The organism is Tenacibaculum skagerrakense, from assembly GCF_004345825.1.
In the GTDB taxonomy this organism is placed as follows: Bacteria; Bacteroidota; Bacteroidia; order Flavobacteriales; family Flavobacteriaceae; genus Polaribacter; species Polaribacter skagerrakensis.
Map to the genome: position 1 here is coordinate 246617 of NZ_SLXM01000007.1, position 18450 is coordinate 265066.

14 protein-coding genes are annotated in these 18450 nt (G+C 31.6%); 5 read left to right on the top strand and 9 right to left on the bottom strand.

The genetic code is table 11. The annotated features are described in order from the left end of the window. Positions 1-3: 3 nt before the first annotated feature. Together EV195_RS12635 and EV195_RS12640 are read right to left on the bottom strand one after the other, a co-directional pair. Positions 4-471, bottom strand: coding sequence for a hypothetical protein (locus tag EV195_RS12635; RefSeq protein WP_132795320.1), 468 nt, complete (start codon positions 469-471; stop codon positions 4-6). Continuing rightward, positions 468-1355: a hypothetical protein gene (locus tag EV195_RS12640; protein ID WP_132795321.1), complete on the bottom strand. Its 888-nt coding sequence runs from the start codon at positions 1353-1355 to the stop codon at positions 468-470. The genes EV195_RS12635 and EV195_RS12640 overlap by 4 nt, the downstream gene beginning before the upstream one ends. A gap of 116 nt (positions 1356-1471) precedes the next feature. On the opposite strand from EV195_RS12640, the gene EV195_RS12645 reads away from it, so the two are divergent. The 3 genes from EV195_RS12645 (at position 1472) to EV195_RS12655 (ending at position 3499) form a co-directional block, all read left to right on the top strand. Beyond that, positions 1472-2329, top strand: a complete 858-nt coding sequence (locus tag EV195_RS12645) for a DUF4349 domain-containing protein (protein WP_165915740.1) — start codon at positions 1472-1474, stop codon at positions 2327-2329. A gap of 98 nt (positions 2330-2427) precedes the next feature. Further along, a complete protein-coding gene (locus EV195_RS12650) occupies positions 2428-3075 on the top strand; it encodes a hypothetical protein (RefSeq protein WP_132795323.1) in 648 nt (215 codons plus the stop codon). Between the two features lie 52 nt (positions 3076-3127). Continuing rightward, entirely contained in the window at positions 3128-3499 is a 372-nt protein-coding gene (locus EV195_RS12655) for a VOC family protein (RefSeq protein ID WP_132795324.1), read from the top strand. A 39-nt stretch (positions 3500-3538) separates the two neighbouring features. Here the strand turns inward: EV195_RS12655 and EV195_RS12660 are convergent, their stop codons facing one another. After that, positions 3539-6739 carry a starch-binding protein gene (locus EV195_RS12660; protein WP_132795325.1) on the bottom strand — a complete coding sequence of 1067 codons (3201 nt, stop codon included), beginning with the start codon at positions 6737-6739 and terminating at the stop codon, positions 3539-3541. A gap of 244 nt (positions 6740-6983) precedes the next feature. Beyond that, positions 6984-7700, bottom strand: coding sequence for a DUF547 domain-containing protein (locus tag EV195_RS12665; RefSeq protein WP_132795326.1), 717 nt, complete (start codon positions 7698-7700; stop codon positions 6984-6986). A 274-nt stretch (positions 7701-7974) separates the two neighbouring features. Here EV195_RS12665 and EV195_RS12670 point away from each other — a divergent pair, with 274 nt between their 5' ends. Beyond that, positions 7975-11046, top strand: coding sequence for a trypsin-like peptidase domain-containing protein (locus EV195_RS12670; protein WP_132795327.1), 3072 nt, complete (start codon positions 7975-7977; stop codon positions 11044-11046). A 189-nt stretch (positions 11047-11235) separates the two neighbouring features. Further along, the gene (locus EV195_RS12675) at positions 11236-13761 is read left to right on the top strand and encodes a trypsin-like peptidase domain-containing protein (protein ID WP_132795328.1); all 2526 of its coding nucleotides are present in this window, start codon (positions 11236-11238) and stop codon (positions 13759-13761) included. Positions 13762-13863: 102 nt separating this feature from the next. On the opposite strand, the gene sufD is transcribed toward EV195_RS12675, so the two are convergent. From sufD to EV195_RS12700, 5 genes are all read right to left on the bottom strand, one after another. Then, complete coding sequence (sufD, locus tag EV195_RS12680; protein ID WP_243693119.1) at positions 13864-15198, bottom strand: Fe-S cluster assembly protein SufD; 1335 nt, start codon at positions 15196-15198, stop codon at positions 13864-13866. Positions 15199-15285: 87 nt separating this feature from the next. After that, positions 15286-16035 carry a Fe-S cluster assembly ATPase SufC gene (gene sufC, locus EV195_RS12685; RefSeq protein WP_132795329.1) on the bottom strand — a complete coding sequence of 250 codons (750 nt, stop codon included), beginning with the start codon at positions 16033-16035 and terminating at the stop codon, positions 15286-15288. Between the two features lie 58 nt (positions 16036-16093). Continuing rightward, a complete protein-coding gene (locus EV195_RS12690; RefSeq protein WP_132795330.1) occupies positions 16094-16456 on the bottom strand; it encodes a four helix bundle protein in 363 nt (120 codons plus the stop codon). Between the two features lie 99 nt (positions 16457-16555). Next, positions 16556-18004, bottom strand: coding sequence for a Fe-S cluster assembly protein SufB (gene sufB / locus EV195_RS12695; RefSeq protein ID WP_132795331.1), 1449 nt, complete (start codon positions 18002-18004; stop codon positions 16556-16558). A gap of 28 nt (positions 18005-18032) precedes the next feature. Continuing rightward, positions 18033-18362, bottom strand: coding sequence for a HesB/IscA family protein (locus EV195_RS12700; RefSeq protein WP_132795332.1), 330 nt, complete (start codon positions 18360-18362; stop codon positions 18033-18035). Positions 18363-18450: the final 88 nt, after the last annotated feature.

Sequence of the window (18450 nt, forward strand, 5' to 3'; positions counted from 1 at the left end):
AGGTTATTCTTTGTCAAATTTAATTTCAAATGATTTCATTGAATAACCATCTACTGTAATTTCAGTAGTTGTTTTATAGGCGTAGATCGAGTCTTTAATAACACTATCTTTATTAATAATATCATAAGTTATTTTAATCTTTTCTGTAGAATCGGATAACACTAGAATGCTGTCTGAAACTTTTATATTTTCTAAAGAACTAGCTTCTAAGTTTTTAATTTCAATAATTTTATTCTGAGATAGCTTTTGTAATTGTGATACTAGATCGGTTTCAAAATCTGGATGATTTACTTTTAATTTTAGTAAGTCAAAATACCTTGTCAATTTCTCTTTTAAGATTGTATTTTCGTTATCCTCAGAATTGGCAGCTTCAAAAAGAGCTTCTTCAATTGAAATTTCTTTGTTCATTGATGGTCGATTTGCACAAGAAGCAATAAGTAAAACCAATAGTATGTAGATAAACTTTTTCATTTCACAATAAATTTAAGTTTCACAATCTTTCCGTTTCTAATAGACTTATCTAATATTTTAATGCGCTCTAAGCTCTTAGCTGGAGTTGAAATAAGTTGGATAAAACTTGTCTTAGAATATATCTCAACACCTAATCTATTTCCATAGAAACGATAAATTTCAGCGTTAGCATCAATTAAGTTTTCAAGTTTTGTTTTGTGTGCTTTCCAATCTTTAACATTATTATTTACATAATAATCAAGCATCAAAGAGTAATCATCAGAAGCAATTCTTACTGTATTATTATTATTAGAAGAGAATGAACGTCTTATAGTATCTGTTTTATGATAGGGAGACGATACCACAAAAGTTAGTTGTTTTTCGGTTGTAGAATATCGAAAGCAGCCAGTATTATCTGTTTTAAAATAAAGAGGAGATTCATTTAACGGAAGCACTTTAATATCTAAACTTGTTTTTGTGATAGGAGCATCAGTAATTTGATCAACAAAACAAAAAACGTATGCATTTTTTCTGGATTTAAATAAACTCCAACCAACCAACCCAACAGCAAGCATCAAGATTATAATTTTCATATAGCTTCTTTTCTTAGGAAGAGGTTGATGATGTTGATTTACAAAATCATTCCAGTTTTTATAACCAACATACTTACTTAATAAATTTAGAATATCAATTCGAGGTAATTTGTCTATTGAGTTTTTACAATACGTATAAAACCATTTCTCACTTACCTTTCCTTTTACCTTATCAAATAAATCTTCTTGAAAAAGAACGATTTCTTCTCCTTTCCATTCTTCAATAGTTTTTGGAGCACTATGAGTTTTTAAAAAAGCAGTAACAATCTCTTTTTTAAGTAATTCAAAATAAAAAATATCGGTTTTTCCCAAAGATAATTTGATAATTTTTTTCTGTAAAACGTTTTACAAAGCTTTTACAAATGTTTTACAAACCTATGTTTTGGTGTAAAAATAAGTTTGTAACTGTAATTCTTAAACATAAAATTATGAAAGTTTATTTAAAGGAAATTGAATTTAGAAAGTTAATTGCATCAATACTATTTTTAACTATAGTATCGTGTAGTAATTCGTCAGCTTATAAAGAAAACATTCCTATCTCGGAAGTTTATGAAGTTCCCGATGGTTTACCAAGTAAAGAAACATCTAAAGAATCTAAAAAATCAGTAATCAACTCAGGTCAAAAGTTTAATCAATTAAAAATAATTAAAACAGGAACTTTAAAACTAAAGGTCAAAAATGTAAAAGAAACTACCAAAAGAATTAAAGGAATTACTGAGGGTTTTAATGCATACATTGCTAATCTAAAGTATGTGAATACTTCGTATCAGAAAGAGAATACGTTTAAAATTAAAGTTCCAAAAGAGTATTTTGATGTTTTGTTAGATAGTATCAGTAATTATGCTGATATAATTGATCAGGAAACAATTAATACGCAAGACGTGACAGAACAATTTGTTGATGTAACTTCTAGGCTAGAAACAAAATTACAAGTAAAAGAACGTTATGAAAGTGTTTTGCGTAAACAGGCAAAAACAGTGGAAGAAATTATATATGCAGAAGAAAAGTTAGGAAGCATTCAAGAAGAAATAGAAGCAGCTCAAGGTAAGTTGAAATACTTATCAGACCGTGTAGCTTTTAGTTCTATTAATGTAATATTGTATGAAGAGATTCCTTATAAAGAAGTAAAGATTCAACAAAAAACGTTTTGGTCTAAAAGCAAAAAAGGTTTTTCATTTGGATGGAATTTATTGGAAAGTATAGTATTAGTTTTTGTGCATTCTTGGTCAATATTATTATTAGTTATCGTGGGAATTTTGCTATATAGAAATAGAAAAAGAGTATAGAGTAAAAGGATAAAAGAAGAAGTTAAAAAAGAATCTTACATATCATCATGTAGGATTTTTTATATATTTACCCATCACCCTAATAATACCCCTTTTCAATGCGTTTAAAGCATTTGTTTATTACTCTGTTTATTGTATTTAGTATTGTTGATATTTCAATGATTTTTTACAATTTAAAAGAAGTATTATGGATACCTAGACTTATTAGTCTATCTTCTATTGTTTTATATGGCTACTTTTCAGTGAAAGATGTTCCTAAAAGCTTTTGGATATTATCTTTTTTTATTGTTCTTACTGGATTTTTCTTTTCTCTAGATGATTACACTCTAATAGGAATGTGTAGTTTAATTTGTTTACGATTTTCTTGGTTAAAATTGATTTTTGATATCAATACTAAAATTGATAAGGTAATCCTTTTTATTGCATTTTCTATAACGGCGGTATTATTTGGAATGATTTTATATCTAATTTATACAGACTCAATTTTTTACTATTTGTCAATAGTTACCACCATTGGTTTGGTATTACTGTTATCTACATCTTTTTCTTTATTAACAACCAAAGGAGTAAAACTAGGTAATAGAGAAATGTTTATATCAATTGCAATTTTTATCCTTTCAGATGCCTTATCTGGTTCTAAAAAAATTACAGGAACTTCCATGTTTTATATTATGTTAAGTGTTGTGTTGTACAATACAGCCTACTTTTTTTTAATGAATGCGATTATAAAAAACAGAACAAAATAGTTTTTTGGCTTTAAAATGGTAACTTAGAAGAGTTAACCAAACTGTAATATCTATGAAGCTAGGAGCTTTTTCAATAAGTTTAGCAGTAAAGAGTTTACAAAAATCTAAAGAGTTTTACGAAACTTTGGGGTTTTCTGTATTTGCAGGAGAAATGGAACGTAATTACTTAATTATGAAAAATGGTAATTCGTTAATTGGACTATTTCAAGGAATGTTTGAAAATAATATTCTAACGTTTAATCCAGGTTGGGATGAAAGTGCGAATGCTTTAGAAGAATTTGATGATGTTAGAGCCATTCAAAAGCATTTAAAGGAAAATCATATCAAGTTAGAGAAAGAAGCTGATGAGACAACGACTGGACCAGCAAGTATGGTTTTCTTTGATCCTGATGGAAATACCATTTTAATTGACCAACATGTTTAAAATAACAACGCCTCCCAATTTGAGAGGCGTTTTGTTTACTTACTTTTTAATGATCTTTTTAACAGTGGTTTTTCCATTCATAGTTATACGAACAAAATAGATTCCATTGGTTAATTGGTTTTGAATTTTATTAAGTTTAAATTCATGCATTCCTGAATTGATTTTAGTATTTACTAAAGTTTGGGAAGTACCATAAACACTTATTACCTCAATTTTTAAATCTGTTTTACCATTCGAATTACCAATTCTTACTTTTGAATTCTCATTAATTGAATTGGGATAAATTGATATGAGATCTGGATAGTTAGAAGTACTAGTGTTTGTACTATTTCTAGCTTGTGAATTATCTGGATTGGAATCATACCAAGTTCCGTTGTAATACCAACCTTCAGAACATCTGTTTAAATCAGCAGTTTGAGAACTTCCATTATTACTGAATATAATATTCGCACAATCTGTATTACTAAAAGTGTATTTGTACCAACCATTACTTTGTAGCGTCATAGTTTCACCAGGCCAAGTTGTGGTTAGGTTAGAAGGTGTGACATTCCAAAAATATATTTCAGGATTACTATAAGAATCAGACTTAAAATAGATGTTTAAGTCGTTTCCAGTAGGTTGTTCTTCTGGATTGGAGTCATGCCAAGTTCCATTGAAATACCAACCATCTCCACATCGTTGTAAATCATCAGTTTGATTATTTCCGTTACTACTGAATATTAAATTGGTGCAATTAACATTGCTAAATGTATAAGAAAACCAGCCATTTCCGATATCAGTCATATTTTCACCAGGCCAAGAAGTTGTGGAAGTTTCAGGACTTGTATTCCAATAATAGATGTTTGGATTCGAAATGTTTCCTTTGTAATAAATCGTTATTCCGTCAACAGGATTTGGATTGGTGTTGTCTCTAGGATCCGTATCGAACCATTGATTATCTTGAAACCATCCGTCTTTATTTCTCGTTAAATCATCCGTTTTTGCGTTCCCATTATCATTAAATAGTAAGTTGGTACTGGTTACACCGTTAAAGACATATTCGTACCAATCTGTATTTCCAATTTGACTCATTTCTGGTCCTGGCCAATTACTAGTAGGTAACACATCTGGAGATTCATTCCAATAGTGAACATTTACTTGCGACCAAGAGGATGGTTTTTTAAAATATACATGTAATCCTTCAATGGGTCCGATAGTATAGTTTTGAGTTACGATTTCTGATGCTATTCCATTACTATCATATGCAATTGCTTTTATCGTAGTAGAGTTATTTATGGTAAATGAACTTGTGTATTTGTTACTAGATTGATTTGGATTTGAATTATCTGTAGTATAGAAAATTTCTAAACTTCCAGAACCACCAAATGCTTCTAAAGAAACTTGTATCGGATTTTCTGATTGCGTTGCATTCGAGTTGATATTTACTATTGGTTTACTTGGTCCGTTAACACAATTCTCAAAATATCCACCACCACAAGGTCCGATTAGTCCAGGACCGTTTAATACATAAACTCCAACCGAACCAGAAGTAACTGAGAAATTAATTCTACCTCCAGAAGCAAAAGTTTCTCGTCCAGTTACAGCATCTCTATAAACGCCATCAGTAACACCAGATATTGAAAATGATGCACCTCCATCTTTTGTTAAACCAACAACAACTTCGCTGTTTCCATAAATTCTTTTATAAGAAACAGCATTTCCAGGCGCTTCTTTCCATTCCCAATTTCCTTTTTGTAAAGCAGGAATGGCACGTCTCATAGCGTTTAGTTTTTTAATCTGTTGATAGATTTTATGGTTTGGAGCCTGATCCATTACATCACCATAATAAGCTCTACCTGTATTGTCAATAGATTCTTGAATTCCAGCTGCATTATGTATATCTGCGAATTCACCAGCTTTAAAGCGCATTTCGGTTCCGTAATATACTGTTGGAATTCCACGCCAAGTGAACATAAAATTCATACAAGCGGCTAAGTTTTCATCGCTTCCTCCATAACGTCTGTTCCAATCGTTATTTGGACCAAAATCATGATTATCTAACCAAGTAACTAGCGTAGAAGGGTCGCTATATAAATGATCATAACGCGCGGCTGCCTTTACCGTTGGAAATGATTGTCCTTCCTCAAAAGTCCCATGAAAAGTTGCTTCTCCGTAAAAATCAATTACAGCTAAATCTAACGGAGCAGAATTGTTTACCGCGCCGCGCCAAGTATAATAATGAGGATTAATTTCTTCAACAGGATGTAGTTCGTGTCGTTTTTGTGCAACTTCTCCGAAAATAAAAAGGTTCGGATTGATGGCTTTAAAAGCATCAAAGAAATACAAAACATCTTCTTTGCTCATATGTTTTAAGGTATCCCAACGAAAAGCATCTACACCCATTTCGATGTATTTGCGATAGGCATTTACTAAGTATTCTCTAACTTTTGGACTACTTGTATTCAAATCGGGCGTATCACCTGCAAGCGCTCTATTATGTAAGTTTTCGATATCATCAAAACCTTGAGCAAATCCGTTACCTGAATGATGATACCAATTTGGATCACTTGTGTCAATATAACTTTCTTTTCCAGGGAAATTGTAAGCTGCTAAATTTTGATTATAAGGAGCTGGCATTTTAGCTAAGTTCGCTCTGCTCCATAGTAATCCATCATCTGGATTTGGTGTAATTCCATCGTATTCCCAATTTGGATTATCAATTGCGGCCCAAGGTTTAGTAGGGTCTGTGTTGTACTTTATTTCTGCAACATCTTTTATACCAAAACGGCCTGCATGATTGGTTACAATATCAAGCACAATTTTCATTCCTCTAGCATGAACTTCATTAATTAAATCTTGAAAAGTTGCACCTGGTGATTCTAATCTAGGATCTACTCGGGTAAAATCCCAAGCATGATAACCATGATAATCTAATGGACTTCTGTTATGAACAATCGGTGTAATCCAAATGGCAGTGAAGCCCATGTCTTTTATGTAATCTAACTTTTGAATTAAACCTTTAAAATCTCCTCTCCATGTTACATCATTAGGATCTGTAATACTTGGATTGATATTTGGGTCTGGATTGTAGGAAGACCATTCTGTAGATGCATTGTTATTTGGGTCTCCATCATTAAATCTACTTGTTAGTAGAAAGTAAATTGTTTCTTCTCGAAAATCATTTTGAGAGAAAACGTTTTCGTAAGTTAACATGGTAATAAGTAAAACCACGAAACTTAATCTTGAAAAATAAGTTTTCATGAATAATAGGTTTGTTATTGATTAATATGAGGTTGAAAAAAATGTAATATAAGGGTGGGAGAATTACATTTTCACCGAATTTACCTATTATTATTTGGTTAATTTACAGTAGTTTGAATCGAAATCGTTTTCGTGTTGATAAGTTTTTCACTCAATAAGATTTACGCAATTGTGAAAAAATAAGCTGTCCTAAGTACATAGAACAGCTTTTTTTATATGAGAGAATTATTTTGGTTAAATGGGATTATTGTTTTTCGTTTAAAGTCCAATCATAAACTAGATAAGAGACTTCTGCATTATCATTTACTTTCGTGTTTGAATATTTGTTAATATAATCAACCAATGAATTTACAGAAGTAAAATCTTCTTGATACCACTCAAAAATTTTAGAAACTTCAACTTTTGTTAGCGTAATTTTATTTTTACTCGAGTCGTTGATAAAATCTTTCATCAAGTTCTCTAGCTTAATTTCTATATTTCCTTCAGTAAAAGCATAATTAGGAAACCTTGGTCCTGAAATTGACCCAGCATTAATTCCCACATGAATTCTTTGGTCATCATGCCATCTTCTTAAGATCTTATGCTCTATATAATCTAATGAATATGTTTTTTTACCAACTTTAGCAAAAGGTATTTTCCAAGCGTTTTTACCTTTAATTTTTATATCGGTTAATTTTTTAAGCGGATAGCTATCAATTATTAATTTAATAGAATATGCATTGTAGGCATTCATCCAAAATGCTTTTGCTTTTTTTGAAGACCAATTTTTTAATGGAATTGTTTCTTCAAGTTGATTTAAATAGATATCTAAAATTGCTTTGTTTTTTCTTAAGCCTTTATAATCCAGTTTTCCATCGCGAGTTACGTATGTTTTAAGTAAAGCATCAAACACTTCATTGGTTTGAGCTTCTATTTGTGTGCTTGTAAATACAGTTAGTAAAATGATTAATAGTTTTTTCATTGTTTTTTAGTTTTTGTCCTCTCTCGGGGTTTTACTCCAATTTGGACGGTGTTAAAAAAGAATCATTACATAGCAGTTCAAAAAAAAAGTTGTAAAGACACATGTTTACTACAAGTTTTATGCTTAATAAGCAGGAATTTTATAGTTGTTAATAATATAAAAAATTAAATAAATATCAATTTATTAAATAATAAATTAACAATAATTTTGATTTTTGTTAATAATAATTCTATTTTTAGAAAAGTAATTAACCAAACATAAACCCTTTCAAATCATGAAAAAAAATTTTTTCATAATGGCTGTTTTTGCCATTTTTTTCCTTTCATTTTTTAGTTTACACGGACAAAAAGTTCTAAAAATCGGAGAGGAATTCGACACTCAAATAAGTAGTAGAAGTACTTATCGTAATCAAAAAAGTAAGTTTAATCATCAATTTAATGTAGTTTTTAAAGAACAATTTGTCTCAAAAAACGCTGCATATGTTAAATTGTTTTTTGAAGATTTTGATTTAGCGCCTGAGGATTATGTAAAAATTATTGGTAAAAAAACTAATGAGACATTAATCTATGGAGGTGCAGGAAAAGTAATAAATGAAAAAGGTGAGACCATACGCAATTTTTGGTCCGGAGCTATTTTTGAAGAAGCCGTTGAAGTCATTTTATACTCTAAAGGAAATGTGAACAGTCATACTGGTTTTTCTATTTCAAAAGTAGCCTATGGTTTTTCTCCTGAAAAAATAAATAAAATTTTTGCTCAAGAAGAGAGTCAACAACGAGCCGTTTGTGGTACTAATGACAGAGAACGTATAGCATGTTATAAAGGAACAAAAATGTTTGAAAAATCTAAAGCTGTATGTAGAATGTTAGTTGGAGGAATTTCAGCTTGTACTGGTTGGCTTTTAGGAAGTGATGGCCATTTAATGACGAATAACCATTGTATAAGTTCAGATACTGGCGCTAATGGAACAGACTTTATATTTAATTATCAGTATGAAAACTGTACTGGTTCCACTTCAGCAAAACAAAAAATATATCGTGGTGGTACAGTTGTAAAAACGAATAAAGACCTTGACTATACACTTGTAAAACTAAAAGATAATCCAACTACCGACTTTGGGTATTTAAGTTTAAGTCCTAACAAACCTACTGTAGGAGATCGAATTTATATTCCACAACACCCTAGAGGAGCTAGAAAGGAAATCTCAGTAAATTCCGATACCGATAATGGTTTTGCAGTGGTAGAATGTGTGGGCGATTGTGCTACACCTAATGCACCTCTTAAGTCGATTCGCTATAATGCCGACACACAAGGAGGAAGTTCAGGTTCACCAGTGATAGATTACAATACAAATTTAGTGATTGCCATACATAATACTGGTGAATGTCCTAATGGTTCGTATGGAAGATGTGATCAATTAATTGTTGATATAGGAATGGATATGCCTACTAATGGAATTGGTGGAGGTTCAAATCCTGACCCTGATCCAGATCCAGATCCAACACCAATTTGTAATTCAGTTATAAATACGTTTCCATATTCCGAGGGGTTTGAAATAAATGATGGATGGACGCAAATTACCAATGATGATGGTAATTGGTTACGAAATTCTTCAGGAACGCCTTCTTCAAGTACGGGACCAAGAAGTTCCAATGAAGGTAATTTTTATATGTATTTAGAAGCATCAACTTCTGGAACAGGTCAGATTGGAAGTAACGCTACCGCTATTCTTGAGAGTTCTTGTTTTGATCTTTCTGGAATGACTACTGCTGAGTTTTCTTTTGACTATCATATGTACGGTAGTAGAATGGGATCGCTTTCGGCAGAAGTTTCTATCGATGGAGTTAATTGGACAGCTATTTGGAATGCATCAGGAGATCAAGGAAATCAATGGAATTCTGTAGCAATTGATTTGAATGCCTATTTAGGAGAAACACAAGTTAAGTTCCGATTTGTTGGTGTAACTGGCTCTACATATTTAAGTGATATGGCTATTGACAATATTTTGGTGCAATCACCAACTGATAATCCAGGTCCGGATCCAGAACCATCTTGTAATACTGTTGTAAATAGTTTTCCTTATTCAGAAAGTTTTGAGACAAATGATAGTTGGACACAAGTTGATACAGATGAAGGAAATTGGTTAAGAGATGCTTCTGGCACTCCTTCTTCAAACACTGGCCCAAACTCTGCTACTAATGGAACATATTATATGTATTTAGAAGCTTCTACTTCTGGAACTGGTCAAATTGGAAGCAATGCTACAGCGATATTAGAAAGTCCTTGTTTTAATCTTTCTGAAATGACTTCAGCTGTATTTACATTTGATAATCACATGTATGGAACTGGAATGGGGAATCTTGAGTTACAATTAACTATTGATGGAGTCAATTGGACAACTATTTGGAGTATGTCGGGAAATCAAGGAAATCAATGGAATTCTGTAACCGTTAATTTGGATGCTTATTTGGAGGAAACTCAGCTTAAACTTCGTTTTGTTGGAACTACAGGAGGAACTTATTTAAGTGATATGGCAATCGATAATATAATGTTGTTTACTCCAAGTTCAAATCCAGATCCTAGTCCAAATTGTGATATATTAAACTTTAACGATTTTTCAATTTCATCTTTTGCAGATCAAGATTCTTCAGGAGATTATTCGGTTGTAAATAATGGTTCAACTTTAGAATTATCAAATAATACCTGGAAATTTATTGACATGTATTATACGGTTACTAGTAATACGGTTATAGAGTTTGAGTTTAGTAGTTCATCACAAGGAGAAATCCATGGAGTAGGATTTGAAAACGACAATAGTTTAACATCTTCTAGATATTTTAAAGTACATGGAACACAAAGTTATGGTATTACAAATTTTGACAATTATACTAGCGGAACAGTTAGCTATATAATTCCAGTTGGAAACTCATATACAGGCAGCATGAGTCGTTTAGTTTTTATTAACGATAATGATGCTGGTTCAGGAAACAATTCAATATTTTCAAATGTAAGAATATACGAAGGCTCTTGTGAAAATCCTACAGTACAAGTTGCAGAAGTTTTTAACTTAGAATCTACTGTTTTAGGACATGAAAACGAAGAGGAGGTTACTTCTTTTATAGTAGCACCAAATCCAGTTAAAAAAGGAGGTTTACTGCAAATTAATGGATATCTCACCCAAAACAAGAATGCAAATTACAGAATACTTAATTTTCTTGGGCAAGTTGTTAAAAAAGGTAAGTTGCCGGAATCTAATAGTATAACATTGGATAATTTAGATTTAGGAGTTTATATATTGCATTTAGAAAATGGAATTTATAACGAAAGTAAAAGATTCATTATAGAATAAATTCGGACTATAAAAAGATATAAAATTGAATTGAAACCCTCAAAATAGAGGGTTTTATTTATGCTAAATACTTAAAAGCTAGTATTTATCACTACGCCGAGTGATTTTATGTTTTTTAACATTTATCTTGTGTTTTTTAGGTTATATTAATAGATTTGTTGCAATTAATTAACCAAAAACCCTTCTAAAATGAAAAATCAATTTTTCAAGATGGCTTCCTATGCCATCATGTTTTTGTGTTGCACCAATTTAACAGCACAAAAAAAGTTTAAAATCGGAGATGAATTTGATGCAAACATCAAAGTAACTAAAGAGTATCAACAGTTTTCTCAATCCGGTAGTCAAAAAACAAACCAACCACAATTAGTATTTCAAAAAGAATTCTACTCAAAAAATTCGACTTATGTTAAGTTGTATTTTGAGAATTTCGATTTAGCTCCAGATGATTACGTTGAAATTACTGGAGTTAAAAGTGGAGAAAAAATCATCTACGGAGGTCAAGGAAAAATAGTGGATGATAAAATGACGATGATTAGTAACTTTTGGTCTCAAGTAATTTTTGATGATAAAGTAGAGGTAAAATTATACGCTACTGGTTCAACTAGTAATTACAATGGATTTGAAATTTCTAAAGTTGCTTACGGATTTACAAAGGAGAAAATTGTAAAACAATATGAAAAAAATGATCCACAACAGAAATCAATTTGTTCAAGTGATAACAAAGAGAGAATTGCTTGTTATGAAGGAACAGATATGTTTGAAAAAGCAAAAGCTGTTTGTAGATTAATTATTGGTGGTAGCTCTAGCTGTACAGGTTGGTTGTTAGGAAGCGAAGGTCACTTAATGACGAATAATCATTGTATTGGTTCTTCTTCAGATGCTCAAAACACAGATTTTATCTTTAATTATCAATATGCTAGTTGTACAGGTTCTACTTCAGCAACTTCTCAAACGGTAGCTTCATCATCTACTTTTATCAAAACGAATTCAAGTTTAGATTATACTTTAGTAAAATTACCAACGAATCCAACCGGTACGTATGGATATTTAAGTTTAAGCTCTACAGTTGCTTCATCGGGAGATAGAATTTATATTCCACAACATCCAGGAGGTAGAAGAAAGGAAATATCAGTAAATACTGATAGTGGATTTTCTTCTGTAAACTGTGTTGGAAATTGTGGTACAGCAAACGCGCCAGGTAAAACAATAAATTATTTTGCAGACACAGAAGGTGGAAGTTCAGGTTCTCCTGTTATTGATTATAATTCTAATTTAGTATTAGCAATTCACAATACAGGGCAATGTCCTAATGGTTCTTATGGTAGAAGTGATGATTTAATTGCCTCTATTGGTAACGATATGCCAGCAAATGGTGTTGATGGAAATGGGGGAGGAAATCCAGATCCGGATCCAGATCCAAGTTGTACTTCAACAGTTACTTCTTTTCCTTATAGTGAAAGTTTTGAATCAAATGATGGATGGACACAAGTTACAGGAGATGATGGAAACTGGGTAAGAGATGCTTCGGGAACTCCTTCTTCTGGAACTGGACCAAGCTCAGGAGCAAATGGTTCTTTCTATATGTTTTTAGAAGCTTCTACAAATGGAAGTACAGGACAAATTGGTTCTAATGCAACGGCAATTTTACAAAGTCCATGTTTTGATTTATCAGGTTTGTCTTCAGCTTCATTCTCTTTTAGTAATCATATGTATGGAACATCTGTTGGTTCATTAAGTTTAGAGGCTTCTACAAATGGAACAACTTGGACAAGTTTATGGAGTGACTCTGGAAATAAAGGTAATCAGTGGAATGTAGTAACAGTAAATTTAAGTGCTTATTTAGGACAAAGTCAGGTTAGACTACGTTTTGTGGGAACTACAGGAACTAGCTGGTCTAGTGATATTGCTATAGATAATTTGTCATTAACTTCTGGTGGAGGAAATCCAAATCCTACATGTCCTACGCTTAATTTTAATGACTTCACTATAACTTCTTTTTCAAATCAAGATGCATCTGGTAATTTCTCTGTAGGAAGCGGAGGAAATTCGTTAACGTTAACAAATAATACTTGGAAATATATACCAATGAATTATACAGTTACGGCTAATACAGTTATAGAGTTTGAATTTAGTAGTACTTCTCAGGGTGAAATCCATGGAGTTGCATTTGAGAATGATAATACTTTAACGGCAGCAAGATGTTTCAAGGTACATGGTACTCAAAATTATGGAATTACTAACTACGACAATTACACAAGTGGAACCATTAAGTATACAATTCCTGTAGGTAGTTCTTATACAGGAAGTATGGATAGGTTAGTTTTTATTAATGATAATGATGCTGGTTCTGGAAACAATTCAACATTCTCTAACGTAAGAATATATGAAGGTTCTTGTGAAAGTGCTAACGTAAGTGTTGCTGAAGTTTTTGATACAAGAGTAGATATTATGGGTGATGAGGATGAAGATATGTTAACTAGTATTCAAGTGGCTCCTAACCCTATTAAAAAAGGAACTTTATTAAAGTTAGTAGGTCCAAATAAAAGTTTAGAAAGTGCGAATTACTCGGTAATAAATATGTTAGGTCAAATTGTTAAAAAAGGAAATGTAAATGATTCAAGAACTATTAGTATAGATCAGTTCAATTCTGGTGTTTATATATTAAAAATTGAAAACAAATTTACAAACACTAGTAAGCGATTTATCATAGAATAATTTTAGTTGTATCATTTAAATAGTTAAATGAATTAATTAGAAAAGCCCTCTTATTTTTAAGAGGGCTTTTACATTTTTTCAATATAATTGAAATAATAAATTTTATAATTCAAAACCAATATTGACGCCTAACTTTTCGGCAATTAAATTGGTGATTCGTTGTTTTACTTCAGGTATTTTAACGCTCTCTAAAACTGTATTAGCAAAAGCATACATTAATAACGCATTTGCTTCTTTCTTAGGAATACCTCTTTGTTGCATGTAAAATAAAGCTTGTTGATCTAATTGACCAATCGTGCATCCGTGAGAACATTTTACATCGTCAGCAAAAATCTCTAACTGAGGTTTAGCATTAATAGTTGCCTTATCGCTAATTAATACATTGTTGTTTTGTTGATAAGCATTTGTTTTTTGAGCTTCCTTTTCAACAATTACTTTACCATTAAAAACTCCAGTAGAACGATCTCCAAAAATACCCTTATAATCTTGGTGACTTTCACAGTTTGGCTCAATATGATGCACTAATGTATGATGATCTACGTGTTGTCTTCCTTCAATAATAGTAACTCCTTTAAGGATAGAATTGATATGTTCTCCTTTCTGAAAGAAGTTTAAGTTATTTCGGGTAATATTTCCTCCAAAAGAAAACGTGTGAACAGAACAAGTACTTTCTTTTTGTTGTTCAATGAACGTATTGTCAACTAATGAAGCATTAGTATTATCGTTTTGTATTTTGTAATAATCAACAGAGGCATGAGTATCAACAAAGATTTCAGTAACTGCGTTTGTTAAAATAGCATTGTCAGTTAAACTTTGATGACGTTCGATAATTTGAACATGAGAATTTCTTTCAGCAACAATTAAGTTACGAGGCTGAATCATTGTTGCATTTTCAGCACCTGTAGTAAAATTGATAATCTGAATTGGCTTCTCTACTTCAACATTTTGAGGGATAAAGATGTAGGCTCCTTCGTTAGCAAAAGCTGTATTTAAAGAAGTTAAATTATCTTGTTTAGCAGTTTTATTGAAAAAATTTTCAATAATAGCCTTGTATTTAGGTTTTGTAAGTGCAGATGATAATAAACAAATATCCATATTATCATGGGTAGTGTTTGATAAAAAAGAACTGTATTTACCATCTATAAATACAACTTTATACGTATCAATATCATGAATGAAATATTTCTTTACATCTGCTAATTCAACTGCTGTTTCAGCTTTAGGAAAAATACTATAATCTTCTTTTAAAATTGAATTTAAAGAAGTGTATTTCCAAGCTTCTAACTTTTTAGTTGGAAAACCTAACTTTTCAAAATTTTGTAGTGCTTTTGATCGAATATCATGAACATCACTATTGATGTCTTTGCCATTTTCAAAAGCTAAATATGATGATAATAATTTATCTTTTAATTCCTCCATTCTTTTCTCGTCTGTCATTTCGTGTTGAACACGAAATTTTGTTTGTTGAAACCGCTAACTTTAATGAGATTCCCGCTTTTATGGGAACGATAATCTTATGGTAGTTTATACTAATTCGTTTTTAATCCAGTCATAACCCTTAGCTTCTAATTCAAGAGCTAAAGAAGCATCACCAGTTTTTACGATTTTTCCATCGTGTAAAACATGTACATAATCTGGAACGATATAATCTAATAAACGTTGGTAGTGTGTAATAACTATAACAGCGTTGTCTTCCGATTTTAATTTGTTTACACCGTTAGCAACAATTCTAAGAGCATCAATATCTAAACCAGAATCAGTTTCGTCTAAGATGGCTAATTTTGGTTCTAACATTGCCATTTGAAAGATCTCATTACGTTTCTTTTCACCTCCAGAAAATCCTTCATTTAAAGAACGTGATAAAAATTTGCGATCAATTTCTAATAGTTCAGACTTCTCGCGAATTTTTTGTAACATTTCTTTAGCAGGCATCTCTTCTAAACCTTGTGCTTTACGAGATTCATTGATAGCCGTTTTGATAAAGTTAGTAACAGTAACACCAGGAATTTCTACAGGATACTGGAATGATAAAAACACACCAGCCTGTGCTCTTTCTTCTGGAGCTAACTCACTTATATCTTCTCCGTCTAACTCAATAGAACCTGAAGTAACTTCGTATTCTTCTTTACCTGCTATTACAGAAGCCATCGTACTTTTTCCAGCTCCGTTTGGTCCCATAATTGCGTGCACTTCTCCTGCTTTAACCTCTAAATTCAATCCTTTTAAGATTGATTTTTCTTCTATTGCTGCGTGTAAGTTTTGAATCTTTAACATTATAAACTTAGTTTAAAGTCTTAAGACTAAAGTTAAAAGTATAACGAATAGTCTAAATTTACTTTTTTAAATATTTTATTAATCCACTTATTATTTTCGAAACTTCAATGATTTTAAATTTCAAATCACTAAAACTTTCATTTGATAAATAATTTAAATCATGACTTAAATATAATTGCGATCTAACTTCACCTGCTGATGCCTTCGCTACATATAAAAAATGAATAAATTCTTTATCCGTATTTCTCTCAAAACCTTCGGCAATATTTGAGCTTATAGAAACCGAGGCTCTTCTTAACTGTCGTTTTAAGTCAAAATCGTTATCAAAACTTGAAGAGTTAGTTGCTAGATAAATTGATTTATTAAATTCTCTAGCTTTTTTCCAACCTTCAAGGTTTTCAAAAGATTTATACCTTTCCATTTCTTTTTCATTTTAGTTTTTTCTCTTTTTCAACTTAAGTTTAAACATTAGCATTGTTTAAACTTTATATCTTTAGACTTTAGTCTTTGAACTAAAAAATTATCCGACACTTCCTTCTAAGGAAATTTCTAGTAATTTTTGTGCTTCAACCGCAAACTCCATTGGTAATTTGTTTAATACTTCTTTACTAAAACCATTAACGATTAATGCTATAGCTTTTTCAGTATCAATACCTCTTTGGTTACAGTAGAATAATTGGTCTTCTCCAATTTTACTTGTAGTAGCTTCATGCTCTACTTGTGCAGATTTGTTTTTTGTTTCAATGTAAGGGAACGTGTGTGCTCCACATTCATTACCCATCAATAAACTATCACATTGAGAGAAGTTACGAGCATTTTCTGCTCTTGAACCAATTTGCACTAAACCACGGTAACTGTTTTGTGATTTACCAGCGGAAATACCTTTTGAAATAATGGTAGACTTAGTGTTTTTCCCTAAGTGAATCATTTTAGTTCCAGTATCTGCTTGTTGGAAATTATTAGTTACAGCAATCGAGTAAAATTCTCCAACAGAATTATTTCCTTTAAGGATACAACTCGGATATTTCCATGTTACAGCAGAACCAGTTTCTACTTGAGTCCAAGAGATTTTTGCATTGGTTTCACATATACCACGTTTAGTAACGAAGTTAAACACACCACCTTTTCCTTTTGAATCTCCTGGGAACCAGTTTTGTACGGTTGAGTATTTTATTTCAGCGTCATCTAAAGCGATTAACTCTACAACTGCTGCGTGTAATTGATTTTCATCACGTTGCGGTGCTGTACATCCTTCTAAGTAAGAAACATAACTACCTTCATCGGCAATTACTAAAGTTCTTTCAAATTGTCCAGTTCCTCCTTCATTAATTCTGAAGTAAGTAGATAATTCCATAGGACAACGAACTCCTTTAGGTATGTAACAGAAAGATCCGTCAGAAAAAACAGCAGAATTTAATGCTGCATAGAAGTTATCTGTTGTAGGAACTACAGAACCAATATATTTCTTTACTAATTCTGGATATTCTTGGATTGCCTCAGAAATAGGCATGAAAATAATCCCTTTTTCAGCTAAGGTTTCTTTAAATGTAGTAGCAACAGAAACAGAATCCATTACAATATCTACAGCAACATTAGCTAGTCTTTTTTGTTCCTCTAAAGAAATTCCTAATTTTTCAAATGTAGCTAACATCTCTGGGTCAACTTCATCTAAACTATTTAATTTAGGCTTCTTTTTTGGAGCAGAATAGTAAGAAATATCTTGAAAGTTAGGTTTAGCATACGTAACGTTAGCCCATTCTGGTTCTTCCATTTGCTGCCAAACTCTAAAAGCTTCTAACCTCCATTCTGTCATCCATTCTGGTTCGTTTTTCTTTTTTGAAATAGCACGAACGATGTCTTCATTTAATCCTTTCGGAAATTTTTCACTTTCAATATCAGTATAAAAACCGTACTCGTATTCTTTGGTTTTTAACTCTTCTCTTAAATCGTCTTCAGTATATTTGCTCATTGAAGCTGTTTTCGGTTAATGATAGTAATTACAGAGAAAAACTTTCTCCACATCCACATGTTCTGTTGGCATTTGGATTGTTGAATACAAAACCTTTACCATTTAAACCACCAGAATATTCCAGTGTAGTTCCAACCAAATACAAGAAACTTTTCTTGTCAACAATAATTTTTACACCATTGTCTTCAAAAATCTTGTCAGTTTCTGTTTGTGAATTGTCAAAATGTAAATCGTAAGAAAGTCCTGAACAACCACCACTTTTTACGCCAACACGAACAAAATCTTTCGTAGCATCAAAGCCGTCATCAGTCATTAACTCAACAACTTTCTTTTTAGCTGTGTCTGAAACTTTTATCATATAACTAGATTAAATCTAAATTGGACTGCAAATATACGACATAACAATCATTCTGCCATGTTTTGTTGAGTGTTTAAAATAATATGGT

What these genes read in the sequence shown, in the direction of transcription:
- EV195_RS12635 (WP_132795320.1), bottom strand. Translation starts at nt 471, where the DNA reads ATGAAAAAGTTTATCTACATACTATTGGTTTTACTTATTGCTTCTTGT.
- EV195_RS12645 (WP_165915740.1), top strand. Translation starts at nt 1,472, where the DNA reads ATGAAAGTTTATTTAAAGGAAATTGAATTTAGAAAGTTAATTGCATCA.
- EV195_RS12650 (WP_132795323.1), top strand. Translation starts at nt 2,428, where the DNA reads ATGCGTTTAAAGCATTTGTTTATTACTCTGTTTATTGTATTTAGTATT.
- EV195_RS12655 (WP_132795324.1), top strand. Translation starts at nt 3,128, where the DNA reads ATGAAGCTAGGAGCTTTTTCAATAAGTTTAGCAGTAAAGAGTTTACAA.
- EV195_RS12660 (WP_132795325.1), bottom strand. Translation starts at nt 6,739, where the DNA reads ATGAAAACTTATTTTTCAAGATTAAGTTTCGTGGTTTTACTTATTACC.
- EV195_RS12665 (WP_132795326.1), bottom strand. Translation starts at nt 7,700, where the DNA reads ATGAAAAAACTATTAATCATTTTACTAACTGTATTTACAAGCACACAA.
- EV195_RS12670 (WP_132795327.1), top strand. Translation starts at nt 7,975, where the DNA reads ATGAAAAAAAATTTTTTCATAATGGCTGTTTTTGCCATTTTTTTCCTT.
- EV195_RS12675 (WP_132795328.1), top strand. Translation starts at nt 11,236, where the DNA reads ATGAAAAATCAATTTTTCAAGATGGCTTCCTATGCCATCATGTTTTTG.
- sufD (WP_243693119.1), bottom strand. Translation starts at nt 15,198, where the DNA reads ATGACAGACGAGAAAAGAATGGAGGAATTAAAAGATAAATTATTATCA.
- sufC (WP_132795329.1), bottom strand. Translation starts at nt 16,035, where the DNA reads ATGTTAAAGATTCAAAACTTACACGCAGCAATAGAAGAAAAATCAATC.
- EV195_RS12690 (WP_132795330.1), bottom strand. Translation starts at nt 16,456, where the DNA reads ATGGAAAGGTATAAATCTTTTGAAAACCTTGAAGGTTGGAAAAAAGCT.
- sufB (WP_132795331.1), bottom strand. Translation starts at nt 18,004, where the DNA reads ATGAGCAAATATACTGAAGACGATTTAAGAGAAGAGTTAAAAACCAAA.
- EV195_RS12700 (WP_132795332.1), bottom strand. Translation starts at nt 18,362, where the DNA reads ATGATAAAAGTTTCAGACACAGCTAAAAAGAAAGTTGTTGAGTTAATG.